20 protein-coding genes and 1 tRNA gene are annotated in these 25233 nt (G+C 62.7%); 15 read left to right on the top strand and 6 right to left on the bottom strand.

Annotated features, from left to right (window positions below; all coding sequences use genetic code 11):
- Positions 1–148 precede the first annotated feature (148 nt).
- From hisC to galU, 11 genes are all read left to right on the top strand, one after another.
- Entirely contained in the window at positions 149–1306 is a 1158-nt protein-coding gene (gene hisC, locus G372_RS0109545; RefSeq protein WP_019624247.1) for a histidinol-phosphate transaminase, read from the top strand.
- A complete protein-coding gene (locus G372_RS0109540) occupies positions 1303–2184 on the top strand; it encodes a prephenate dehydrogenase (protein ID WP_018864320.1) in 882 nt (293 codons plus the stop codon). Before hisC ends, G372_RS0109540 begins: the two co-directional genes overlap by 4 nt.
- A 3-nt stretch (positions 2185–2187) precedes the next feature.
- On the top strand, positions 2188–3492 hold the full coding sequence (gene aroA / locus G372_RS0109535; protein WP_019624246.1) for a 3-phosphoshikimate 1-carboxyvinyltransferase: 1305 nt from the start codon (positions 2188–2190) through the stop codon (positions 3490–3492).
- Complete coding sequence (gene cmk, locus G372_RS0109530; RefSeq protein ID WP_019624245.1) at positions 3489–4196, top strand: (d)CMP kinase; 708 nt, start codon at positions 3489–3491, stop codon at positions 4194–4196. The genes aroA and cmk overlap by 4 nt, the downstream gene beginning before the upstream one ends.
- A gap of 82 nt (positions 4197–4278) precedes the next feature.
- Complete coding sequence (gene rpsA, locus G372_RS0109525) at positions 4279–5949, top strand: 30S ribosomal protein S1 (RefSeq protein WP_018864317.1); 1671 nt, start codon at positions 4279–4281, stop codon at positions 5947–5949.
- A gap of 39 nt (positions 5950–5988) precedes the next feature.
- Entirely contained in the window at positions 5989–6345 is a 357-nt protein-coding gene (locus G372_RS0109520) for an integration host factor subunit beta (protein WP_483027339.1), read from the top strand.
- A 5-nt stretch (positions 6346–6350) separates the two neighbouring features.
- On the top strand, positions 6351–6668 hold the full coding sequence (locus G372_RS0109515; protein WP_019624244.1) for a LapA family protein: 318 nt from the start codon (positions 6351–6353) through the stop codon (positions 6666–6668).
- Positions 6669–6889: 221 nt separating this feature from the next.
- Positions 6890–8116, top strand: a complete 1227-nt coding sequence (locus G372_RS0109510; protein ID WP_018864314.1) for a tetratricopeptide repeat protein — start codon at positions 6890–6892, stop codon at positions 8114–8116.
- 23 nt (positions 8117–8139) lie between these two features.
- Positions 8140–8871, top strand: a complete 732-nt coding sequence (pyrF, locus tag G372_RS0109505; RefSeq protein WP_026279008.1) for an orotidine-5'-phosphate decarboxylase — start codon at positions 8140–8142, stop codon at positions 8869–8871.
- Positions 8872–8933: 62 nt separating this feature from the next.
- The gene (locus G372_RS0109500) at positions 8934–9218 is read left to right on the top strand and encodes a ComEA family DNA-binding protein (protein WP_018864312.1); all 285 of its coding nucleotides are present in this window, start codon (positions 8934–8936) and stop codon (positions 9216–9218) included.
- Positions 9219–9273: 55 nt separating this feature from the next.
- A complete protein-coding gene (gene galU, locus G372_RS0109495) occupies positions 9274–10164 on the top strand; it encodes a UTP--glucose-1-phosphate uridylyltransferase GalU (protein WP_019624243.1) in 891 nt (296 codons plus the stop codon).
- Positions 10165–10168: 4 nt separating this feature from the next.
- Here galU and G372_RS0109490 read toward each other — a convergent pair whose 3' ends face one another.
- From G372_RS0109490 to hspQ, 3 genes are read right to left on the bottom strand one after another with little or no spacing between them, the layout of a single operon-like run.
- Complete coding sequence (locus tag G372_RS0109490) at positions 10169–10855, bottom strand: rhomboid family intramembrane serine protease (protein WP_019624242.1); 687 nt, start codon at positions 10853–10855, stop codon at positions 10169–10171.
- 11 nt (positions 10856–10866) lie between these two features.
- Positions 10867–12552: a dihydroxy-acid dehydratase gene (ilvD, locus tag G372_RS0109485; RefSeq protein WP_019624241.1), complete on the bottom strand. Its 1686-nt coding sequence runs from the start codon at positions 12550–12552 to the stop codon at positions 10867–10869.
- Between the two features lie 41 nt (positions 12553–12593).
- Positions 12594–12914 (bottom strand): heat shock protein HspQ, encoded by a 321-nt coding sequence (gene hspQ, locus G372_RS0109480; RefSeq protein WP_019624240.1) that lies wholly within the window; start codon positions 12912–12914, stop codon positions 12594–12596.
- A 111-nt stretch (positions 12915–13025) separates the two neighbouring features.
- Between hspQ and G372_RS0109475 the strand changes: the two genes are divergently transcribed.
- Positions 13026–13574, top strand: coding sequence for an NUDIX hydrolase (locus G372_RS0109475; RefSeq protein ID WP_019624239.1), 549 nt, complete (start codon positions 13026–13028; stop codon positions 13572–13574).
- 1 nt (position 13575) lies between these two features.
- Here the strand turns inward: G372_RS0109475 and G372_RS0109470 are convergent, their stop codons facing one another.
- On the bottom strand, positions 13576–14253 hold the full coding sequence (locus tag G372_RS0109470; protein WP_019624238.1) for an L-fuculose-phosphate aldolase: 678 nt from the start codon (positions 14251–14253) through the stop codon (positions 13576–13578).
- Between the two features lie 228 nt (positions 14254–14481).
- Between G372_RS0109470 and G372_RS0109465 the strand changes: the two genes are divergently transcribed.
- From G372_RS0109465 to G372_RS0109455, 3 genes are all read left to right on the top strand, one after another.
- A complete protein-coding gene (locus G372_RS0109465) occupies positions 14482–14949 on the top strand; it encodes a c-type cytochrome (RefSeq protein ID WP_026340381.1) in 468 nt (155 codons plus the stop codon).
- A gap of 3 nt (positions 14950–14952) precedes the next feature.
- A complete protein-coding gene (locus G372_RS0109460; RefSeq protein WP_026340380.1) occupies positions 14953–15879 on the top strand; it encodes a cytochrome c in 927 nt (308 codons plus the stop codon).
- A 354-nt stretch (positions 15880–16233) separates the two neighbouring features.
- Complete coding sequence (locus G372_RS0109455) at positions 16234–17673, top strand: AsmA family protein (protein ID WP_244263199.1); 1440 nt, start codon at positions 16234–16236, stop codon at positions 17671–17673.
- Between the two features lie 1523 nt (positions 17674–19196).
- On the opposite strand, the gene G372_RS14425 is transcribed toward G372_RS0109455, so the two are convergent.
- On the bottom strand, positions 19197–24338 hold the full coding sequence (locus tag G372_RS14425; protein ID WP_196800077.1) for an AAA domain-containing protein: 5142 nt from the start codon (positions 24336–24338) through the stop codon (positions 19197–19199).
- A 782-nt stretch (positions 24339–25120) separates the two neighbouring features.
- Positions 25121–25196: transfer RNA gene (locus G372_RS0109395), tRNA-Asn, on the bottom strand.
- Positions 25197–25233: the final 37 nt, after the last annotated feature.

Here is a 25233-nt window from a genome sequence, read left to right as displayed (position 1 = left end):
AGGGGCTCGGCCGCTTTTGCGCGCGCACGGCGTTGCGGCTCCCTTGTGCAGAATGACTGCACGGCGGTCACCGCGCCTTGTTCGCACGCAAAAGCGACTCGAGCGCGAACGCGTGCATGAATCAGTGTTCCCCTAATCGAGGTACTCCATGGCTTCACGCAACCCCGTGTCCGATACGAACCTGGGTGGCTTTGATGCCGCCGCGCTCGCCGTGGATGGCGTTCGGGGCCTGACGCCCTATCAGCCGGGCAAGCCGGTCGCGGCGCTGGAGCGGGAGCTGGGCATTCGGCAGGCGATCAAGATGGCCTCCAACGAGAATCCGCTGGGGCCCTCGCCCCAGGCGGTGGAGGCCGCGCGCGCGGCCATGAGCGAGGCCCACATCTATCCCGATGGGGCAGGCTTCGAACTGAAGGCCGCGCTGGCCACCCGGCATGGTGTCGAACCGGACGCCATTACCCTTGGAAACGGGTCCAACGAGGTTCTGGAGCTGATTGCGCGTGCGTGGCTGGCGCCCGGTCGGGCCTCGGTCTTTTCGGCTCATGCCTTTGCCGTCTACCCGCTGGTCACGCAGGCGGTGGGGGCGGAGGCGCGCGTGATCGATGCCCTGCCGGCGACCGACCTGGAGCAGCCCTACGGCCATGATCTGGCGGGGATGCAGAAGGCCGTGGATGACACCGTGCGGGTGGTGTTCGTCGCCAATCCGAATAACCCGACCGGGACCTGGGTCGGGCGCTCGGCGCTGGAGGCGTTTGTGGCGGCGATGCCGGCCACCACGCTGGTGGTGATCGACGAGGCCTACGCGGAATACGTCGAGCAACACGACTATCCCGACACCACCCAATGGGTTTCGCGCTACCCGAATCTCATCGTGACCCGCACGTTCTCCAAGATTCAGGGCCTTGCCGGCCTGCGCCTGGGATACTCCATCAGCTCGCCCGCGGTTGCGGAACTGCTCAATCGCGTGCGCCAGCCGTTCAATGTGAATGCGCTTGCCCAGGCTGCGGGGTTGGCGGCGCTGGGGGACTCATCGCACATCGAGCGTTCGGTGCGCGTGAATCGCGAGGGCCTGGTGCAACTGGGCGAAGGCTTGCGCGAGCGGGGACTTCGCGTAATCCCTTCGGTGGGCAACTTCATCACCTTCGACACCGGACGTGATGCGGGGCCGGTGTTCGAGGCGCTGCAGCGCGAAGGCGTAATCACCCGACCGGTGGAGAACTACGGGCTGCCCGGACATCTGCGGGTGACGGTCTCCACGGCCGAGGACAACGAACGTTTCCTGCAGGCACTGGATCGGGCCCTGGCATGATCGAGCGGCTGGTCATCTTCGGGGTCGGCCTGATCGGTGGCTCGCTCGCGCTCGCCTTGCGCGAGGCGGGTGCTGTACGCGAGATCGTGGGCTGTTCGCGCAATGCAGACAACCTGCGCGAGGCGCAGCGTCTGGGCGTGATCGATCGCTGGACGACCTCTGTGGCAGAGGCCGCGGAAGGGGCGGACATCGGTGTACTGGCGGTGCCTCTGGGGGCGATGGGGCCGCTGGCGCGCGACCTGGCCGGCTGGTGGCCGGAGGACAGCCCGTTGACCGATGTCGGCTCGAGCAAGCAGGCCGTGATCGACGCGGTGACCGAGGGCTTTGGCACCACGCCGCGCCAGTTTGTGCCCGGACACCCGATCGCCGGGACCGAGAAAAGCGGGGTAGCGGCCGCTTTTCCCCGCCTGTTTCGGGACCGGCTGGTGATCCTGACCCCGGCGGATGCGACGAATCCGCTGGCCAGTGATCGCATTGCACAGATGTGGCAGGCGACCGGGGCGCGGGTGGAGTTCATGACGCCCGCCCACCATGATCGGGTCCTCGCGGCCACGAGCCACCTGCCGCACGTGCTGGCCTACACGCTGGTGGCGTCGCTGTCGGACATGAGCGAACGCGACGAGATCTTTCATTATGCCGCGGGCGGGTTTCGCGACTTCACCCGCATTGCCTCGTCGGACCCGGTGGTCTGGCGCGATATCTGTCTAGCCAACCGCGCGGCGATCCTCGAGGTGATCGAGCGCTATCAGGGTGACCTGGAACAACTGCGTGGGATGATCGAGTCCGCCGACGGGCCCGCGATCGAAGCCCGCTTTCGGCATGCAAAGGAAACCCGGGACCGCTTTTGCGACCCGGCGGACGCACAACTGGATACCTGAGACATGAACACCTTTACCGTACAGCCGGGGGGCACGCTCTCCGGTGCGGCCCGCGTGCCGGGCGACAAGTCCATTTCCCATCGCTCGATCATGCTGGGTGCGCTGGCCGAGGGCGAAACCCGCGTCAGCGGCTTTCTCGAAGGGGCCGATTGCCTGGCGACGCTGGAGGCGTTTCGGGCGATGGGCGTGCCGATCGAGCGCAAGGGTCCCGGCGAGGTCGTGATCCAGGGGCGGGGCCTGCAGGGCCTTCGGGCGCCGGATCGTCCGCTGGACATGGGCAACTCCGGAACGGCCATGCGGCTGCTGTGCGGGGTGCTCGCCGGGCAGTCGTTCGATAGCGAACTGATTGGCGATGAATCCCTGACCCGTCGTCCGATGCGCCGTGTCACGGAGCCCCTGGCCCGCATGGGTGCGCAGATCGAGACTAGCGAGGCGGGTACGCCGCCCCTGCGTATCCGTGGCGGTGCGCCCCTGCGGGGTACCGATCATGTGCTGGAGGTCGCCAGCGCACAGGTCAAGTCCGCGATCCTGCTGGCGGGTCTCTGGGCAGAAGGACCGACCTGCGTCACGGAACCCGCGCCCACTCGGGATCACACCGAGCGCATGCTGAATGGCTTCGGCTGCGTCGTGACCCGGGATGGCCCGAAGGCCTGCGTCACCGGGGGCGGGCGCCTGCAGGCGAGTTCCGTGGATGTCCCGGCGGACATCTCCTCGGCCGCGTTTTTTCTGGTGGGAGCCAGCATCGCGACGGGCTCGCAGATGCGCCTGGAGCATGTGGGCATCAACCCGACCCGGACCGGCGTGATCGACATCCTGCGCCTGATGGGTGCGGACATCCGGGTGGAAAACGAGCGCGAAGCCGGCGGAGAACCGGTGGCTGACATCGAGGTGCACGCCACCCCCCTCAAGGGGATCCACATCCCGACCGAGCTGGTGCCGCTGGCGATCGACGAATTCCCGGCCATCTTCGTCGCGGCGGCCTGCGCCGAGGGCGAGACAGTGCTGACCGGCGCAGAAGAACTGCGGGTCAAGGAGAGTGACCGCATCCAGGTGATGGCCGACGGCCTTCAGGCCCTGGGTGTGCAGTGTACGGTGCAGCCTGACGGGATTCGCATCCAGGGTGGCGAGGGCTTTTCCGGCGGAGAGGTCGACAGCCATGGCGACCACCGGATCGCGATGTCGTTCGCGATGGCGGGGCTGCGGGCCAGTGCCCCGATACGTATCCGCGACTGCGCGAATGTAGCCACGTCCTTCCCGGGGTTCGTGGATCTGGCCCGCGCCGCCGGCCTGTCGCTGGAGGCGGCATGACGGCGGAAATCCCGGTGCTGACCATCGACGGCCCGGGTGGGGCCGGCAAGGGGACCGTATGCATGCGTGTCGCCGCGGCGATGGGCTGGCACCTGCTCGACAGCGGGGCCCTGTACCGACTGCTGGGCCTGGCCGCCCGCCAGCATGGGGTCGAGTTGACCGATATTGCCGGTCTGGAACATCTGGCCGCATCCCTGGATGTCAGCTTCGAAATCGACCGCGACGCCACGCGGGTGACGACCCTGCTCGAAGGTCAGCCGGTGGACGTTCTGCTGCGCACCGAACAGGCCGGTTCTGATGCCTCGCAAGTCGCCGCGCTACCTGCGGTACGCGAGGCGTTGCTGGATCGACAGCGGGGTTTTGCACAGGCCCCGGGGCTGGTCGCGGACGGGCGTGACATGGGCACCGTGGTGTTCCCGGATGCGGACCTCAAGATCTTCCTCACGGCCTCCGCGGAGGAAAGGGCGCGTCGGCGTTACATGCAGTTGAAGGAACAAGGACTTAGTGCTAATCTTTCTGGCCTTCGGGACGAGATGGAGGCGCGCGACCGCCGTGACCGCGAGCGTAGCGTGGCCCCCCTCAAGCCCGCCGAAGATGCCTGGGTGCTGGATACCACGGAACTCGACATCGTCAGCGTGGTGGACATGATCCTGGAGCGCCTCCGGGACGTACTCCCGGAACAAAGCCCCCGAATCGAGGGATAGCCTCGAAGCGGGTTCATTAACGTTCAAACCCTCTTGTAGGAAGTTTCTGCAGGAGTTTGTTTAATCACAGGTTTTTAAATCCATGAGTGAAAGTTTCGCGCAACTGCTCGAAGAGAGCATGGCCTACACCCAGATGCAGCCGGGTGCCATCCTCAGTGCCACCGTCATTGAGGTAACCCCGGATGTGGTCGTGGTGAACGCCGGCCTGAAGTCCGAGGGGGTCATCCCCACCGAGCAGTTCATGAACGACGAGGGTGAGCTCGAGGTCCAGGTCGGCGATGTCGTCGAAGTGGCCCTCGAGACCCCGGAAGACGGTTTCGGCGAGACGCGCATGTCGCGCGAGAAGGCCAAGCGGGCCAAGGCCTGGGACCGTCTTGAAGGTGCGATGGAAGAAGAGCAGTACGTCACCGGCAAGATCTCCGGCAAGGTCAAGGGCGGCTACACCGTCGAGCTGGGCGATATCCGGGCGTTCCTGCCGGGTTCACTCGTGGATGTCCGTCCGGTACGCGACACCGCGTATCTGGAAGGCAAGGAGCTGGAGTTCAAGCTGATCAAGCTGGACCGGCGCCGCAACAACGTGGTCGTCTCCCGCCGTGCGGTGGTCGAGCAGGAATACAGCGCCGAGCGCGAGGAACTGCTGAAGAACCTGCAGGAAGGCGCGGTCGTCAAGGGCATCGTGAAGAACCTCACCGACTACGGTGCGTTCCTCGACCTGGGCGGCATCGACGGCCTGCTGCACATCACCGACATGGCCTGGAAGCGCGTGAAGCATCCGTCCGATGTCGTTGAAATCGGTCAGGAAGTCGAGGTCAAGGTGCTCAAGTTCGACCGCGAGCGCATGCGTGTCTCGCTGGGCCTGAAGCAGCTGGGCGAGGACCCGTGGGAGAACATCACCCGCCGTTACCCGACCGGCACCCGCATCTTCGGCAAGGTCACCAACATCACCGACTACGGTTGCTTCGTGGAAATCGAAGACGGCGTGGAAGGCCTGGTGCACGTGTCCGAGATGGACTGGACCAACAAGAACGTCAATCCGGGCAAGGTCGTGGCCATCGGCGACGAGGTCGAGGTGATGATCCTGGACCTGGACGAAGAGCGCCGCCGCATCTCGCTGGGCATGAAGCAGTGCCAGTCCAACCCGTGGGACGACTTCGCCGCCAACCACAACCGTGGCGAGAAGGTCCGTGGCCAGATCAAGTCGATCACCGACTTCGGCGTGTTTGTTGGCCTGGACGGCGGTATCGACGGCCTGATCCACCTGTCCGACCTGTCCTGGCACGAGCCGGGTGAAGAGGCGATCCGCAACTTCAAGAAGGGCGACGAGGTCGAGGCCGTGGTCCTGTCCGTGGATCCGGAGCGCGAACGCATCTCGCTGGGCCTGAAGCAGCTGGACCGCGACCCGTTCGCCAACTTCGTGGCCGAGCACAGCAAGGGCAGCATCGTGAAGGGCACGGTCAAGGAAGTGGACGCCAAGGCCGCCGTGATCGAACTGGCCGACGGCATCGATGGCATCCTGCGTGCAGCCGACATCTCCCAGGATCGCGTGGAGGATGCGCGTACCGTCCTGAACGTAGGCGACGAAGTCGAGGCCAAGTTCATGGGTGTGGACAAGAAGACCCGCGCGATCAGCCTTTCCATCAAGGCGAAGGACCGCGCCGAAGAGGCGGAGATGATGTCCGACTATTCTGCCACCGGTAGCGCGACGACCTCCCTGGGCGATCTGCTGAAGGAACAGATGGGCAAGAACGACTAAGTCCGTCACAATAAAGTCCACGGTGTCCATGGGGATGCCGTGGACTGTTTTTTATCCGCGTACTGCGGACCCTTTTCTCCTGTCTGTGACGAGCGTCAGATGACCAAATCGGAATTGATCGAAAGCCTCGCCCAGAAATCGCCTCACTTGCCCGCACGGGATGTCGAGATGTGCGTGAAGGCGTTGCTGGAACGCATGAGTCAGGCCCTGGCGAATGGTCAGCGAGTGGAGATTCGCGGCTTTGGGAGCTTCTCGCTGCATTTCCGGCCGCCACGGCTAGGCCGCAACCCCAAGACGGGTGACGCGGTAGCGCTACCTGGCAAGCATGTCCCGCACTTCAAGCCCGGCAAGGAACTGCGTGAACGGGTAAATACACCCGCGGTTGCCGACGAGTAGCCGGGATGTCCGATCGACGGCGCCAGCAGGTACGCAACGTACTCGCGTTCGTCTTGCTGATCGTGATTTCCTCGGCGATCGGCATTCTTGTCGTGTTCAACGAAGGCCATGTCACCCTGAGCCTTCCGTGGACGGACGTACAGGCACCCCTGGTGGTCTTGCTCGGTATCTCGGCGCTGGTCGGTGTCGTGATTACGGCTTCCATCTTCTGGGTACGGATTCGCCGGCTGAATCAGAAGGTCGCGGACCTGCGAGCGGAGAACCGGGCCTTGCAGACCGAGGTCGAGCAGATGCGTACCGCCCCCATGCGGGATTTCTACTAGGGAAACCCTGATCAAATGCACAGGCCTGCACCCGAGTCGATTCTGTCCGCAGACGATGTGCGGTGAACGTCGTATAGTCGTGCGATACAAACCCCGCAAGCACGCTGCACAACGCAGATCGACCGTGCCACAGTATCCCCGCTCATGAACGAGCTCCTCACTCGACGCCGCGCCGGCCATGCACCTGCACAGGCAGCAATCGCCGTGCCCGGGGCAATCTCGTGATCAACGACTGGTTCTGGTTGTTGTTGCCGCTGGCTGCCGCCAGCGGATGGTGGGTTGCACGCCGTGTCCATACGGAAGACCAGCCGGATCAGGAACCCTCTCTTAATCGCTACCTGGAGGGGGTCCGGTACTTGCTGGACGACCGTACAGATGATGCGCTTCAGGCCTTCATCGAGATGGTGGAGGTGGATCACGAAACTTTCGAGACGCACGTGATCCTCGGTCGTCTGTTCCGGCGGCGGGGCGAGGTGGACCGCGCGATCCGAATTCACCAGAACCTGGTGGCCCGTCCTTCGCTGAAGGATGAACAGCGGGCACAAGCGCTGTGCGAGTTGGGCCAGGACTTCCTGCTGGCCGGGGTGCTCGACCGGGCCGAAGCGGTTTTTCGGGAACTCGCGGACTCGCCGCATCAGGCGGTCAGAGCCTTGAAGGGGCTCCAGCACGTATACGAGACGCAACGCGAGTGGGAGCGGGCGATCGAGGTTGGCACACGCCTGAAGTCGCATGGCGTGCCGAATGAGAATCTGCGGATCGCACATTATCACTGTGAGCTGGCTACCATCGCCCTGGATGCGGGTGATCGCGCTACAGCGGCCGAGCGTGCGACACAGGCCGAGGGCGAGGTGCCCGGGCTGTCACGCGCGTTGTTGATCCAGGCCGAAATTGCGGAACGCGAAGACCGGATCCCGGATGCCATTGCCCACGGGCGCGAAGCGGTGGCACGTACGCCGCAACTCGCGCCGCTGGTCGTGCCGCGGCTGGAACGACTCCATCAGGCGCTGCCCGGGGAGAATCGTCTGGGGCAGCTGGAGCAAACCCTGGAGGATCTCGCCAGCAGCCGCGGGATCACGGTCGCCCGCATCGCGCTGATGCGCCTTTACCGGCGTACGGGGCGGCTGGATGCGGCGCTCTCCGAGCTGGGGATGATCTTGTCGCAGAGGCCGGTGCCAACGTCGGGCTTGCTGGAGGCCGTTCGCTGGATGAAGATTCTACCAGCGGTCCAGGAATACAACACCGAATTTGCCGCATTCGAGAAAGCGCTGTCGGACCAGCTGGGTAGCCAGCATCTTTACCAGTGCGTGAATTGCGGCTACCAGGGACGAGCGCACGTCTGGCAATGCCCGAGCTGCAGACGCTGGGACACGTTGCGAGGCCTGGACTTCGAACTCGACGCGACCACCGAGGAAGCGGAGGATGCCCTCGTTCGTGAACGGACGCACTGAACAACACTAAACCGGGGAGAACCATGCGAACTGCCGTCGATTCACCAGCCCCCAGGCTGATAGTGGCGCTGGATTTTGCCGAGGCCGAGAGTGCCGTCGCACTTGCTCGCAGCCTGGACCCGTCCCATTGCGCGCTGAAAGTCGGGTTTGAGCTGTTTGTGGTGGCCGGGCCGGATCTGCTGGGAAGGCTTCATGACCTCGGATTTCGTGTCTTTCTGGATCTCAAGTTTCATGACATCCCGAATACGGTCGCTGCGGCTTGTCGTGCGGCGGCTCGCACCGGGGTATGGCTCGTGAATGTCCACGCCAGCGGCGGGCTGCAGATGATGCAGGCCGCGCACGAGGCAGTACGCGAGGTGAATGATCATACGGCCGTGCTGGGCGTGACTGTGCTGACTTCCAGCGACGCACAGACACTGCGCGAGACCGGAGTGCAGCGAGATCCCGAGGCACAGGTACGGCTGCTGGCCAACCTGGCCATCGCCCAGGCCGGTCTCGAGGGTCTTGTGTGTTCCGCGCAGGAGGCGCACCTGTTGCGCGAGGAGCTCGGTTCGGGCCCGATGCTGGTAACGCCCGGAATCCGCCTTCCGGATGCGGAAGGGGATGATCAGCGCAGGGTCATGACGCCGGAAAGCGCGATCCAGGCCGGCGCCAGTGCGATTGTCGTCGGACGTCCGATCACCCGTGCAGCGGATCCTGCTGCGGCTGCGAACGATTTTGCACTTCGTCTGGAGAGGGTTTTCCAGAACCACTGATCCCGTTAGGATGAGCATGGCGCAAGGGTTGCGCCAGTCATCATTCAACAAGGAGCAGTTACATGAAAAACGCCATCTACTGTGTGAAATGCTGGTTCTTCGCCGCCTTGTGCGTGTTGCCGCTGGCGCTGGTCACGGCGTCGGGCGGGCAGTCGCCGGTGAACGTCAACTCGGCAACAGCGGAAGAACTCGCGACGCTGGACAACATCGGACAGGTCAAGGCCGAGGCAATCGTCGAGCATCGCGACGCCCATGGTCCGTTTGCCTCGGTGCAGGCGCTGACGGACGTCTCCGGCATTGGCGAGCGCACGGTGGAGATGAACCTCGACCGCATCGAGGTCGAGTAGCCCGATCGAGGACGACGGGGCCGATCCCCGTCGTCCTTTCTCACCTGGAGCCAGGATGAACCCGAACACGCCACCGATTCGTACCGCCGTCTTTCCTGTCGCGGGCATGGGCACCCGCTTTCTGCCGGCCACCAAGGCCAACCCCAAAGAGATGCTTCCCATCGTGGACAAGCCGCTGATTCAGTACGCGGCCGAGGAGGCCGTGAGGGCGGGCATCGAGACCTTGGTGTTCGTGACTGGTCGCAACAAGCGTTCCATCCCCGATCACTTCGACAAGGCCTACGAGCTTGAAACGGAGCTTGAAGAACGCGGCAAGACCGAGATGCTGGAGAAAGTGCGCAACATCGTGCCGCCCAACGTGACCTGCGTGTACGTGCGTCAGGCCGAGGCGCTGGGTCTGGGGCATGCGGTGGCCTGTGCGCGCCCGGTGGTACGCAACGAGCCCTTCGCGGTAATCCTGGCGGACGATCTGATCGAGGAAGAGCAGGGTGGCGCCACCAGGCAGATGGTCGATGCCTATGCCGAACACGGTTGCAGCGTGCTGGGCGTGGAAGAGGTCCCGGCGGATCGTACCCATCAGTACGGCATCATCGACCCGGTGCAAACGGGCCCGCGGACCTGGGATGTGCGCGGGATTGTGGAAAAGCCGCAGCCAGCCGATGCACCCTCCAATGTCGCCGTGGTGGGCCGCTATATCCTGACCCCGCGCATCTTCGAGCTGCTGGCCGAACAGGAGCCAGGGGCCGGGGGCGAGATCCAGCTGACGGACGCTATCGCGAAACTGCTTGAGGAAGAGCGCGTAACCGCACTGAATTTCGAAGGTCGTCGTTTCGACTGCGGGAGCAAGCTGGGCTATCTGGAGGCAACCGTGGAATTCGCGCTGACGCACCCGGAGCTGAAGGACGAGTTTGGCGCCTACCTGAGATCGCGCGCCAGCGCCTCCTGAGGCCTCACCACCAGAACCTTCTGTGGCGCGGGCGGACTGGGAGCTTCCCGCGCCAGTACTGGATGGCCAGGAATCCGAATGCCATGCCCCCCAGGTGCGCGAAATGCGCTATGCCCGCGAGGGTCCCGGAGATGCCCAGATAGAGCTCCAGCGCCACGTACGCGATCACGAAATACTTCGCCTTGATGGGGATCGGAAGGAAGAGCAGGTACAGCCGCTGGTTGGGAAACATCATCCCGAACGCCAGCAATACCCCAAAGACTCCCCCGGAGGCGCCCACTGTCGGGTAGACCATGCCGTTCTGGCCATAGGCCGTCACCACGAGTTGAACCAGCCCGGCGCCAATCACGCAGATCAGGAAATAGACCGCAAAGGTCCTGGATCCCCAGGCGTTTTCGATCTGTACTCCCAGCATCCATACGGCGAACATGTTCACCGACAGATGGATCAGCCCCCCGTGCAGGAAGCCGTAGGTCAGAAGCTGCCAGAGCTGGAAATCGGGGACGCGAAGCCATTGGCCATCCTGATGGATCATGGACGGCGTGCCGATAGGCCAGAGGGCGAAATGGGTCATCAGCCATTCGCCCAGCCAGGGCAGGGCGAGGAAAAGCGCCACATTGGAGATCAGCAAGAAACCGATCACCGGCGGCATCATGCTGAAGTCGGGGTGGCGAGGGTCCGGGTGCGTCATGCGGACCGGGATCAGCCGAAATCGTCCGTGACCGCGCCGCGACTGGCGGATCCGACCTGGCGACTGTATTTGCCGAGGATACCCCGGTCGTATCGCGGGGCGGGTGCCTGCCAGGCACTGCGGCGACGAGCCAGTTCGTCCTCGGGCACTTCAAGCGCGAGTCGATTGTGGCTGGCATCCACTTCAATGACGTCGCCCTCGCGTACTAGCGCAATCGGGCCACCCTGTGCCGCCTCGGGGGCCACATGTCCAACCACGAGCCCGTAGGTCCCGCCCGAGAATCGTCCATCGGTAATCAGCGCGACAGAGTCGCCCAGGCCCGCACCAATAATCGCGGCCGTGGGTGCAAGCATCTCGCGCATCCCCGGACCCCCGCGGGGCCCTTCGTGGCGCACCACGATGACGTCGCCGGCCCGGATCTCGCCGGCCAGAATCGCGTCCAGACACGCCTCTTCGGATTCGAACACGCGTGCCGGTCCCCGGATCGAGGTGGACTTGAGCCCTGTGATCTTGGCCACGCTTCCCTCCGGAGCCAGATTGCCCTTGAGAATGGCCAGGTGTCCTTGCGGGTACAGGGGCGCGTCCAAGGTCCGGATGATGGTCTGATTCGGCGGTGGCGCATCGGGTGTGTCCGCAAGGACCTTGCTCAGGGTCTGGCCGGTAATGGTCAGACAGTCACCGTGGAGAAGCCCGCCATTCAAGAGAAGCTTCATGACCTGGGGTGTCCCGCCCACGGCGTGAAATTCCGTGGTCACGTAGCGCCCGGAGGGCTTGAGATCGCACAGAACCGGGGTCTGGCGACGGATGCGCTCGACGTCATCCAGGCTCAAGGGCACGTGCGCGCAATGAGCGATGGCGAGCAGATGGAGCACCGCGTTCGTCGAGCCGCCTACGGCCATCACCACCGCCAGGGCATTCTCGAAGGCCTCGCGCGTCAGGATGTCGCGTGGCTTCCGGTCGGCGTGGATCGCGTCCAGGAGGACCTCGGCGGAACGGGCAGCGGACTCGGCCTTTTCCGGATCCTCCGCCGCCTGCGTCGACGACCCGGGAAGGCTCATGCCCATAGCCTCGAAGGCGCTGGACATGGTGTTGGCCGTAAACATGCCGCCACAGGACCCAGCCCCGGGGCAGGCATTGCGCTCCACCCCGGCCAGGTCTTCATCGGACAGCTTCCCGGCTCCGTGCTGCCCGACCGCCTCGAACGCACTGACGATCGTCAGATCCTGTCCCTTGTAGTGTCCCGGCTTGATGGTGCCCCCGTAGACAAAGATCGCCGGAACGTTAAGCCGGGCGATCGCCATCATGGCCCCCGGCATGTTCTTGTCGCAGCCGCCGGTGGCCAGCAAGCCGTCAAGACTTTGTCCGTTGACCACGGTCTCGATCGCATCCGCAATGACCTCGCGCGACACCAACGAGTACTTCATGCCGGGCGTGCCCATTGAGATGCCGTCAGAGATCGTGATGGTGCCGAACGTCTGAGGCATTCCTCCAGCCTGGCGCACGGCCCGCTCGGCCCGTTCGGCCAGCGTGCCGATCCCGATGTTGCAGGGGGTAATGGTGCTGTGGGCATTTGCGATGCCGACGATGGGGCGCTGGAAGTCCTCGTCCCCGAAGCCCACCGCTCGCAGCATGGCGCGATTGGGGGTGCGCCTTGGGCCTTCGGTGACGACGCGGCTGCGTCGGTTGTCCTGGGTCATCGACTCGTCCTGTCCGTTGGTGACCCCCAAGAAGGGCCAGATTAGTGGGTGCGCGAATTGCTTCCCCGGCAGTAACGCCCGTTAAGGAAGTGATCGAAGAACTGACCCAGCGCCGGATGGTCAATCTGCTGGCCGGAGGTGTCCGGCTCCAGATGACGCTCGGCCACATAGGTGCTGTGGGAGTAGCCATCCACCAGCACGTGGTACCAGGGCTGGTCTTTGGGCGGGCGGCTCTTGGCCACCGTTTCATACCATTCGTCCGAGCCGGAGTAGACCGGATCGACGTCGACGATCACACCGCGGTAGCCGAACTTGGTATGGTGGACCAGTTCACCCACGGTGAAGCGTGTTCCCTGTGTCATCGCTGCCCCCTGGCGGCAGTTGGTGCATTATTCAGTGTCTCTCAGAAAAGACCATCACCCGGGTCTCGCGTTCCGGTGTGTGGTCATGGACCCGCAAAGCGACCGTATACCATGTCTCGTGACGCCAGCATCCGCCGCCCCGAATTCCACCGGGCCGTGCCCGACAATGATGACCGCGAACGCAAGATCTGCAGTCACTGTGGCTTCGTGGACTACGAGAACCCGCGGATTGTGGTGGGCGTCGTTGCTATATGGGACGAGCGGGTCCTGTTGTGCCGCCGGGCGATCGAACCGCGCAAGGGCCACTGGACACTGCCCGCAGGATACATGGAGCTTGGCGAGTCGACCGAGCAGGGCGCCGAGCGAGAGGCCTGGGAGGAGGCGCGCGCGAGGCTGCGGATCGATCGCCTGCTCGCGGTCTACAGTCTGCCGCATATCGGACAGGTGCAGATGATCTACCGTGCCGAGCTGCTGGGCGACGACGTCGCCCCCGGACCGGAATCGGAGGAGGTCGCGCTGTTCGACTTCAATGATCTGCCCGGGGAGCTCGCATTTCCGTCGGTCTCCTGGGCTCTGGGGCACTATCAGCAAACGCGCCACCTAACCGAATTTGCCCCCCTGGGCGCCCCGGAGTCCGCGAGCCCGCTGGGCGGGTTGTAGCTCAGCCGTCTTGCGCTGCCCGGGACGGCCCGTAATCCCGGAATTTCTCCAGCACGCGCTCCATCTCCTCGTCGTTCAGGAGCTGCGGGCCGCCGATCTGCAGGCTCAGCACGTACTGCTGCGCAAGCAGCTCGACTTCCTCGGTCAGCCACAGGGCCCGCGCGAGATCCGGCCCTGTCGCAATCATGCCGTGGTTGGCCAGCAGGCATGCGAGGCGATCCTGAAGCGCGGCCACCGCGTAGCGTGACAGTTGCTCCGTGCCAAACGTGGCATAGGGGGCGCAACGGATCGAATTACCCCCGGCAGCCGCCACCATGTAGTGCAGGGCAGGGATATCACGCCCCTGAATCGCCACGACGCTGGCGTAGGTCGAGTGCACATGCACCACGGCGTTCAGCTCCGGTCGCGCCTGGAGGATCGCTCGATGAAAATGCCACTCGCTGGAGGGCTTCTGGTGATCAGACCAGTGCCCCTGTGCATCGACCGCGACCAGATCTTCGGGGCGCAGGGCTTCATAGGGCACACCGGACGGGGTAATCAGCATGCCATCGCCCAGGCGCGCACTGACATTCCCCGAGGTGCCCTGGTTCAGGCCCCGTCGGTTGGTCTCGAGCGCGGTGTCGATAATCGCCTGGCGTAGCGCGGATTCATCGGCGGTGGGGAAGTCGGTGTCAGTCATCGCAGTCCGGGTGCGGGACAAAGGGCGGATTGTATCGCGGATCCCTTGCCGCATGACGCGCGGAACACCCGCCATTTCGTGGGGTCACTTACCTGGGTCCGGCGTGAGCAAGGCGTTATGGAAGGGATGGCATGAACGCTCGCCGAGGATCTATATTCAAGGCTGTACCTGACGGGCCGCGCTTGGAGCGCGGCGATCGCTTCGTTCCTTGAACAGGGAGGACTCCCAATGAAAAGAACATTTCGTTTTCTGACCGCGGCTTCCGTGGCCGGCACACTGGCACTGGGTCTGGGTGCTGTACATTCGGTGCACGCCTTTGATGAGCATGAGGCGACCATCGATTACCGTCAGGGCGTTATGCGGTCCATCGGCGGCAACGTCGGTTCCATCGCCGCAATCGTGGTCGATGGCGCCGAGTTCGGCGACAACCTCGAGATGCACACCAAGCATCTGGTGGACCTCACCAGGGACATCCCGGCGTTATTCCCGGAGGGCAGTGACTTCCCCGATACCGATGCCCGCGAGGAGATCTGGGACGACTGGGATCGCTTCGAGGAGCTCGCGCAGGACACCAAGGAAGCGACCGAGGCACTGCATGCGGCCGTCGAAGCCGGTGATGACGACGAGATTCCGATCCGTTTCCGTAACCTGGGGCAATCCTGCCAGGCCTGCCACGACGACTTCCGCCGCGACTGATCGGTGGTGGTGACAGCAAGGCGCACAGGGCCGGCCGCGTGGCTGCCGGCCCTGGCGATTGTGGCCTTCGCATGGAGTTCCAGCGCACAGGCCGAAGTAGAGATCGGTGAGAGCGATCCCCAGGCGGGCGAGGACGAGCGCATTGCCTACGGCGAGTACGTCTTGCGCGCCGGCGGCTGTGTGACCTGTCACACCGCGGAGGATGGCGACTTCCTGGCCGGTGGTCGGCCGATCGAAAGCCCTTTTGGCGTGTTCCACGGCCCGAATATCACGCCCGACGAGGAGTACGGCATCGGTGGCTGGTCGGAGGACGATTTCAAGACGGCGCTGAGGCAAGGGGTAAGCCCGAACGGGACCCACTACTACCCTGCGTTTCCCTACACCGCCTACACCCGGATGACCGACGAGGACGTGGAGGCCCTATGGGCCTATCTCCAGTCCGAGGTCGAGCCTGTCGCCAGGGAAAACGAACCGCACGATCTGGACTGGTTCGTGCGCTTTCGCCCATCGCTGAGCGTGTGGAAGTGGCTGCACTTCGATCCGGGCGAGTTCGAGGCTGACCCGGACGAGTCCGAAGAGTGGAACCGCGGTGCCTATCTGACTCAGGCCCTTGGCCACTGCATGGAATGTCATACCCCGCGTACCCGGACCGGCGGGCTGGACCTCGAGCGTCTCGGGGCAGGCGCGCGCATGCCGGATGGCGACGTTGCGCCCAATATCACGCCGGATCGGGAAACCGGTATCGGCCGATGGGGTGCGCGCCATATCGCCCGCTACCTGGAGATGGGGATCACCCGCGACGGTGACTTCGCCGGCAGCAGCATGGCCGACGTGATCGAGCACGGGACGTCCTACCTGACCAGTGACGACCGCCGGGCTATCGCGGCCTATCTGCAGTCGCTGGGGGCTATCGAACACGAACCTGATTGAGCGAGACGAGGCATGCTCGACATAAGGGCCAGGCGGCATCGCAGACCTGGCCCTTCATCTCCACCTGTCCCCGGGACGGCCGCGAGCCAGCGACCTCGGGAAACACAGATTCGACTTCACTCTCGCGCTCGGGTCGCTTTCGCGCGCGAACAAGGCGCAGCGCCGTGCACGCTCGTTCTTGATCAACAACGGGAACTTGCGGGGTTGGCACCCCAGGTCCCACGACTCTGCGTTTCTGCGTTGTGCCGCTGACGGGCTGTGGGGGGCGTGTAGTCCAGGCGTGGCTGGGCGGGAGCGCTGCTACACTCGAACTATCGTTCCGCGGTTTCGACCTCCACCGGGAGGGCTTCTCGTATGCCTTCAACTGCCCGTCTTCCCTTGCGTTTCCTGCTGCTGGTGGCCGCGCTGGTGGTGGTGCTGGCCGGAATCGGGTGGTTGCTGCCCTGGCCCGCAGAGCGGCTCGAGGAGCGGGTGGCCGACGTAATCGAGGCGCAGCTGGGGGTGCCGGCGAGCATCCAGGGGGGTGCCTCGCTGCGTCTGTTCCCGCGCCCGGCGGTGCAGGTGCGCGACGTATTGCTCGGGCCGGAGGACGAGGCGGAGCCGGCGGGGCAGCTGGAGGCGGTGCGGCTGTCGCTGCGCTGGCTGTCGCTGCTGCGCGGTCGCCTGGAGCCGGGGACGCTCGTGCTGGATGCACCGGTGCTGCGTCTGGAGCGGGATGCGGAGGGTGTGCTGAACCTCGGTCCGTGGACGGCGCAAGACAACGGGCGCGGGTCGCCGGCCCTGGATCTGCTGATCCGCGACGGCGAACTGCATTGGCGTGATCATGGAACACAGCGCACGGCGACGGTTCGCGGCCTCGAGGTGGATGCACCGGCAACCCGATGGCAGGCGGCGGCGGATGATGCGCATCCCCTGGCGCGGCTGGCGCTGGCGGCCGAGGTGTCGATCGCGCGCGTGGAGGCCGGGGCGCTCACCCTGACCGATGTGTCGTTCGGGCTGACCACGCGCGATGGCGTCTTTCGCACCACGGACTGGGAAATGAGCCTGTACGAGGGCCACGGCACTGGCGAGGGCGAGGCGGATTTCACCGAGCAGCCGCCGCACTGGGAACTGGATGTCGCGTTCGATGACCTGGAGCTGGAGTCCTTCCCGGAGGAGTGGCTGCCCCCCGGGGCCGCCTCCGGGCGCGCGGCGCTGACCGCGACCCTGACCAGCCGGGGCGAGGATGTGCAGACCCTGCTGCACCACTTGGATGGCGAGGTGGTGCTGAGCGGGAATGATCTGGTCATCCGGGGCGTGGATCTGGACGAGGAACTGGCGGCCTACGAGCGCACCCAGCGCTTCACTTTGGTGGATGCGGCGGCGGTGGTGTTGGGCGGTCCGGTGTGGCTGGCTGCCACCCGCGGCACCGAGTTCGCGCGGTATGCGGGGCGCGACAACGGCGAAACCGAGATTGTGCAGCTGCTGTCGGCCTGGGAGATCGAGCAGGGCGTGGCGCACGCGCGCGACGTGGCGCTGGCGACCCCGCGCAACCGCCTGGCCGCACAGGCCTCGCTGGATCTGCCCGAGCGCCGGATCCGCGAGGCCGAGGTGGCGGTAGTCGATGCCGAGGGATGCGCGGTGATGCGCCAGGAGGTGCATGGGACCTTCGATGATCCGCAGATCGAGGAACCGCATCTGGTGGAGGCGCTGCTCGGCGCGCCGCTGGATCTGCTGCGCCGCGGGCTGGCCGCGCTGTCCCTCGATCCGGAGGACTGCGAGGTCTTCTACGACGGCGCCGTCGCCGCCCAGTAAGCATCGCTCGCGGGCGGCAATACCTGGATGAACGGCGAGCATCTGCCGCAACCGATATAGGCGAGTACCGTCCTCGGAGGCCGCAAGAAAGCGGCATCTGGGAGCGCACGGTTGAATCGGTCGACGATCCTTCCAGTAAGAGCACATACGCCGCCAGGTGCTACAAATGCGCGTACACAAACGAAAAAGGCCAACCCGAAGGCTGGCCTGAGTCGTTTCTTATCTGGCTCCCCGGGACGGGCTCGAACCGCCGACCTAGTGATGGCCCTGCAGTACGTCAGAAGGGGAGATGACAAGAAAGACACTAAGAGTGAGAGGCCCAACGGGCCGACGAATCGAAAATCGAATGGAGGACTCGCCGGTCGCCTGCTAGTCTCTGGCAGACAGGGTTCGGAATAGCCCTCTGTGTCTGTTTCGGGCAGAGAAATGTCCCGCCCGGGGGGAACAAGCCTGACCGGGGCGACGGACCAACAACACTGGAGCGACAACGGAAATTCCATCGTGGGCCAGCCTGGTGGCTACGCCACCTGACGGGCACCGGGAGCGGTGTAGCAGGGATAGGGTATGCTCGAAAAGCTGAACGGGTTGGGGCGGTGGGGCCGATTGGGCCTTGTCGTTTCGACTGTTTGGGTCCTAGTCAGTCTGGTGGGTGCATTTAGCGCGGCCTACAAGCCCGCAACATCAGGGCGCTTCTCTGGGCCGGCAACCTTCGACTTCGCAGATTTTCTCGCGGGATGGGTTGTCTTGGGAATCCTTCCTGTGTTGCTGGCCTGGGGCATTGCTTGGGCGCTGTCCGCGAAGGCTAGGTAAGCCACAGGGAGTTAGCGGTGAGGAAATGTCGGGATTCGGAGAATGGCAAGGTCTATGACTTCCTGACCAACCACCGGCGCTGTGCCGCACAGACTGTGGCCAACATCTACAAGTCTCGCTGGATGGATTAAGCAGGACCCGAAGATCCGCAGCGTCCTGGGCCGGAGCCTGAACGCCGTCGCCTCGCAGATCTTCGTGACGCTGTCTTCTACCTGCTGGCGGCCTTCAAGAAGTTCGTCTCGCGCTCGCCCATGGTCATCCATGGCCGTGCTGCGCTTGGTGCAATTGAACCTGTTCCAGCCCAGAGCCTTGAGCGACTCCTCCGCGGTCGAAAAACAGGATCCCACCCGAACTCCAGATCCCCTGCGGCTGAGGGCCGCGTAAGTGGCATGGGAGTGGGTGCCATCGGACATCGCTGGTGGTGGAGAGTGACTAACTGGGTACGGTAATTCGGCGTGGCATCCGGGTCCGCCCCTCCCATTTAGGTGGTGCTTGGAGGATGGTGGAGAGAGGGTTCGCGTACTACCGGGTGGCGTGACTGCAAACGGCCAGATTTGCTGCCTCACGTCCGGTCAAAAATAATCGTCTGGCTGCCAGGCGCGGTCGCGTCGAAGCATTGGCGCATCGAGAACGAGAGCAGAGCAGGTCCGCACCGAGCACCGGTAGACCAAAACATGTCCATAGTGTTGCCGCCGATCAAAATCCTTGGCAGATTAGGATTTCGGCCGAACAATGTCCATTACCTGCAATTCCAACTCCTTTCCGGTCGGCATGCGAGCAGTCACGACCTGCCCTATTTCCGCGTCTAGCAACGCTAGACCAATCGGCGTGTTGCGATTAACGATTCCATGCTCTGTACTTGAGTTGCCCGATACGATCTGAACTCGGGCTTGTCGTTCGTTCTCGTTCAATACCGAATAGACGACGACGTCATTGAGCTTCACGACACGCTTATCCGAATCTGGCACGACTTCATGGCTGGATTCTTGAGCGGCTGGCTTATCTTCCTTCGCCGGAGCGTGCCTAGCACCTTGTTCAGGTCCGTCAACGCTCTTCGTAGCACTCGGCTTGTGATATCTATCCAGATCGTCGTCTCCGAAAATCTCGACTTGCGACCCAAGAGGCGCCTTTTGGGCGGCCTCATTTAACCCGTCGCCGCGTTCCGCTGAAGCTGTGCCTACTTGGGAACGTTCTTGCTGCGGTATCTGTTCCGACCTAGGTATATGCGCAGGCGACTGCGAGGCATTCTCATGCTCTGAACTTGGGAATTCTTTGGGTAGTTCTGTCGTTTCAGACTTTTCCAGTGAAGGTTCCACGGGGCCTGCATCAAGGGCGCGTACGTGGCGATATTCAGTATATCGATGTGATTTTCGCGTCGGCTTGGTAGTGGGCGTGATTCCGAGTTCCTCTAACTTTCCTTCTAGGTCGGAAAGGCAACCGTCTGGATCTAGTGTGAACGACGAACCCCAGCACCGCCAGAAGCGCCACCCCATGCGCTCGAGGATCCGTTGACGCTGCATGTCCTCAATCCATCGGTCGACGTGGTACTGATCTCCGTCGAGCTCGATTGCGAGCCGCTCATCATTGTCGCCTTCGACTACCAGGTCAATGGAGTAGGCTCCGGCGCGCACCTGTGGAATTACTTGGTATCCGCGCTCTACGAGCGCATCGAACACGGCAGTCTCAAACTCGGATTGGCAATGTGTCCGAAGTTCGGCGGAATCGGCCGACGGCGCTTGATCAAAAGGCTGAGAGAGATGATCGAGCAGGCGCGCGCGAAGATCGTATGTCTTCAAGTCTGATCTTGGCACACTATGGAAGACGTATAGTCGATCGCGGGCCCGCGATGCAGCAACGTTGAAACGCTGCTCATCGCTTTGTCGTGTTGCTGCTTGAACTTGTCCCGGCGAGACAACCATAGACAACATGACGATGTCAGCTTCGCGGCCTTGAAATGTACTTGGATCGCCAACGTGAAGCCTGTGTGCTTCCCAGGCCTCGCTGCCTATCCTCTGATATATGCGCTCTCGGAGTAGATTGGCTTGATGATGCCCCAAGAGGGTAATGACGCCGATGGACCGTCCGCTGTAGCGCGTGTCCTCTACGATAGCTGCTATCTCATCGACAATCGCTTGTGCCTCAGCTTCATTAATCTGGCGCTTCTTGTCGCGTTTCCCATCTTCTACGAAGACATCGATCAATGGGGGATCAAGACGTTCCGAAGGCTTAGGTATGCGCAGGGGTTTGATCTCGCTGTTATAGAATTCGTTAGACGAGAAGGCGATGATTGGTTCGACACAGCGGAAGTGTTCCCGCAGCCGGATCGCGTTCTGAGCGAAAAGGGTAGTGGCCAGATCGTATATAGATCGGTCAGGCAGCAAGAAACTACCGTAGGCTGCCTCCTGCAGATGTGTTTTCTGCATCCGGCGTACTGTTGCTTCCTCCACCCCAACGGCTGCTGGAGATACCTGTTTGTCATCGCCGACAACTAGGATCTGCTTTCCGCGCAGCAGTGACGGGAGTGCCCAAGCATCGGACTGAGACGCCTCATCGACGACGACCAGATCGAAGCTACCGAACTCCGGTGGCAATGACTCGGAGACACGGTGGTGCGGCATGATCCAGCACGGAACCGCTTGATGGGCCGTCCTAAGGGCGGCCTGAGCTTCTCGACGGTAGCGCACCGCGCGCTTCCCTGTTCCTTTGCCGATGCTCTTGATTGCCTTCAGATAGGCTTGGAGTGCTGAACTGACGTTGCTCGTAGTATTGCGTTTAATCGAAAGCCAGGTACGCAGTTCTACAGCTCGCTGATGGGCTTGGGAAAGGTATTGCTCAGCATTCCCACGTGAGGTCGTCAGACTCTGAAGCCTTTCGCGGTCATCGATGGCTTCGATGTGAGCGGCAGCTTGCGCCCAGATCCAGGTTGTTGAAATGTCGGACGGTAATAGCCGGTGATGACCCTCACCCGTCACAGGGACCGTCTCAAGGTCATGTGCCCAGCTCTCTGCCCCTGCGTCTCGGATTTTCTTAATGATCCGTCGCATGCATTCGAAATCTTCTTCGAGCCCGTCAACACGATGTAGATCTGACCGAATCTCACGCCATTGGCTTTCAAGGTCGTCACGGGTAACGCCTTCGTTACCCAAACCCTGCAGTAATTCCTTAGCTCGGGCTGAAATCGGATCTGCATACTCGGAGAGTTGCTCTTGGATCACTTGGACCTGCCTGAACGCATCGTCGAGGTCTCTGCGTCGGATGGCGACACTGAGCGAGCGCTCGAGTCGAGTAAATTCTTCCGCTTGCTTGTACAGACGCTCGCATCCCGGACCGAAGAGCTCCCCGATTTGGCTAGGGAGCTTGTGGTCAAACTCCCTAGCCAGTTTGCGGGCATTTTCGCACTGGTTTAGCAAATCCACGACTTGACGCGGAGCGGCATAACCAGAGACGTCTGTGGGAGATGGGCCGTTAAATTCATCTGAGATTGAATTCCAGCGAGTCAAGAGCGTCAGAGAGTCACGGCGGAGCGTCGCGACGGCGCGCACGGTCTGCCACTGTGCCCGACTCCGCGGTGTTTCCCCATCAATCAGTATCCCCGTGACTGCTACCTTAATCACTTTGGGAGTAAGCAGGCCGACAGCCCGTTTGCCGGCAGCGCCTCGTTCGAGTGCTTGATGGAACTTGGGCTCCGTGAGCACTGTGTCGGCCATGTCGACGGCTACTCCGAGAAGTTCATTACGACGTTCAGCCAACGCTCGGGCCTGATCCATCCATTCTTCGATAGCATCGAGATACCGTGCAGGACTATCCTGTTTCGCGAACTCCTCCCGGAGTCGAAGTTGCCAATCTTCTTTGACATCGTCGGCCAGTGAACGGAACTTCGTCAGTGTGTCTTGAAGGGCCTTGGCTTGCGGCAACATGCGAAAATCGAACTCCAGAAGGCCGCTACTCTTGACATCCTCCGCAAGCTCTTCGCGTGAACGCAGGAGGCGGTGGAGCTGGACAATGCTTTCTTCACTCGGTAAATCGGCGGGAGTGGGTGTCGGCGTTGCCAGGTGAACGAGGTCGTCGCCAGCGCGGTCGCGCGCGTTTCGCAGGATCTCAATGTCGGCTTCTGAAAACGGAAGGGTGCCTACTGGCCCCGTAGGCCTATCAGAGAACCACCCGTGGTTGTCCTCTTGTTCGACAACCCACCGCGCTAAGGCCTCCGGTGCCATTTGTTGTCCAGACAGCTCAACGGGCTCCAGCTGCACCTCCGCGATCTGCCGAAGGTGCGTGTCGAGCTCCTCGATCTTTTGATGGTAGGTTTCCACACGGCGCTCGGTCTCGCGGATTTCCCGCTCCAGGTCTTGTTCATTAAGGGTTGTCAGTTCGCTGGCAATTTCGCTTACTGAGAACTCAAGCTGTCGTAGCCCTTCGCGCTCGCTGGTCAGGAGGCTTATGGCCAGTGGCCGGAGCGGCTCCGGAAGATGATCTCGAAGCACCTCCAGCGCAGATTCCCCCTTGGAGGTAACGAGTACGCGTCGGCCGGTCGCCAAATAGTGGCAAATGATATTTGCGATGGTGTGGGACTTTCCTGTCCCGGGAGGCCCTTGAACGACCACGCCGTCGAACTGCTCCAGTCGCTCGACGATTTGTACCTGCTCGGCATTGTACGGACGGGGGAAGTACAGCTCCTTGGGTTCAGGTGCCGTTGAGTTTCCCTCGAAATCGAAGCTGCCAGCCCCAGTGCCAGTGCCGCTGAGTCCGCGAAAGGATATCCGCTCGAACTGGTGAGGTTCAGGTGGTGGGCCTTTAACAATCGCCTGGAGAATCGAAGGGCTATCGTCGCTGTCCTGAAGGGCCTCTCGCAGGCGTCGCACATCATCAGCGAAGATATGGGTGCTGCGAGTACGAGCGAAAATGACCGTGGTGTCGTTGACACGCGGGTACGCCTTGGCCGATGGGTTTAGACGATCGTTGGTGTTGGACCGTACATGAGGGTAGTACTCGCCCTGCTCATGGAGGTGGTTGGCTGCGGCAAGCGCGATCTCACCAAATGCCTCATGATTGAATGGGGTCATCTCTTCGGAGCCCTCGTCAATCAGCTTCCGGGCGAACTTGCGTACGGTCGATGCTCCAGTAACCCCCAACCGTTCCAGCCGTTCGGTCTCGATTACGGGACCTTGGCCCGTGGGGCGGACTACGATATTCAAGTGCTCGTCGAGCTCGATCTCGACTCTTCGTGTGATGATCGGGTAGTCGACTCGAGCTTGGTCGTGATTCCAAAGACATCTTCCAAGCCCCCAGACCACCTCCGTTTGGGACTCGGACCCCTCTTCTTCGATCCGCTTTTGCAGGCGGAAAAGGTCCTCGTAGCGGTTCATCGTAGTCCGGCGCGGCTTCTCCCGCGTCGCCCAATCGGTCCACTGGGTGTCAACCCAACGGGCAATTTCGGACTCTAAGCCCGGAATTTGTGACGCTCGGAGGTGGACAAGCCCGTCGACGTCGGGCTCGGGGAGAGCCTCGGCTTCGCTCGCAGCATCCACAAGAACCTGGGGGAGTGCCGAGAGCTTCGCCTCAATCTCGGCGTGCTGTGTCGGCCTCTCGCCGGGAGAATTCTTTACCGTAAGGAACTCGGAGATCAGCTCTGGTGGCTGTGGCGGAGGCTCGGGACGCAGACGTTCGATGCGCAACCAAGTGTCGGCATAGTCATCCGCCACATCCGTTTCCACACCAGGAAGGCCCTGAAGATCGTTCTCCTCGATGACCATGTCCCGGTGTTCTGAGATACTGAAAAGCGGTTTTCGGGTCTGCTGTTCCCAGTCAATTAGGTAGTCAAATACCTGCTGAGCAGGGCTAGGAGTCGAGGTGTTCAATGGCAGCCCCTGTGCTTAAACCCGGATTATGCACGACTGGTACGTAGATAGGTTCGTGCGGCGCCCATATCCCTGTATAATCAGGAAGTTATCAATCTTGGCGATAAGGGTGGCACCGCACTATGCATAAAACACTACCGTTGGCGAAGGCGACGTTCAACAGCGCGGTCAAGTCGAGACCCGCTCGCAGCGGCTGAGTGCGGACGCGGGTGTCTACTTCCAGCGTGAGGCCTTGGAGCGGACCGGGACACCTCTTAGCCGACCGAGCGTGTGACAGGCCCTCGCGATCCGTCGCGAATCCAGCTGCCGCTCGAGGAGCTCACCCCAGACAGCGTCGCAATAATGGCCAAGCCTGAGACGACTTGTGGCCTGAATTCAACTCATAAGTGCAACGCCAGGTCATGTGGTGCGTTGCCGCTGCAAGTGTCAGGTCTTGGCTGGTTATATACACGTATTCGAAGTAAATCGGGGCGTCATTATGGGGATTGTATCCGTTTCTATGGACCTTGGAGGGGCGGTTCTTGGGCGGAAATGCCCGTCTGGCGCGGTAATTTGGTCTGGCATGATATGAAGCGGGTGCAGGGGAGAGAGGGTGTGCCGCAGTACTGATCCGCAAATGCCGTCAGCGGAGACCCCAAGAAAGCAAGCGCTCGGGAACGCCCAGTAGGCTTGAATGGGGCGACGATCGTCCCCGTCAGAGGGTGTCGAGCGCCAGTTGGTACAAATCCGGGTACACAAACGAAAAAGGCCAACCCGGAGGCTGGCCTAAGTCGCTGATTATCTGGCTCCCCGGGACGGGCTCGAACCGCCGACCTAGTGATTAACAGTCACCCGCTCTACCGACTGAGCTACCGGGGAATTGGCCGCAGATCGTAATGGGGGGCGGCCACCCCGT

The organism is Thioalkalivibrio thiocyanoxidans ARh2, from assembly GCF_000385215.1.
Classification (GTDB): Bacteria; Pseudomonadota; Gammaproteobacteria; order Ectothiorhodospirales; family Ectothiorhodospiraceae; genus Thioalkalivibrio; species Thioalkalivibrio thiocyanoxidans.
The sequence above is the reverse complement of the archived record's forward strand: the minus strand, read 5'-3'. Positions and strand labels throughout refer to the sequence as shown.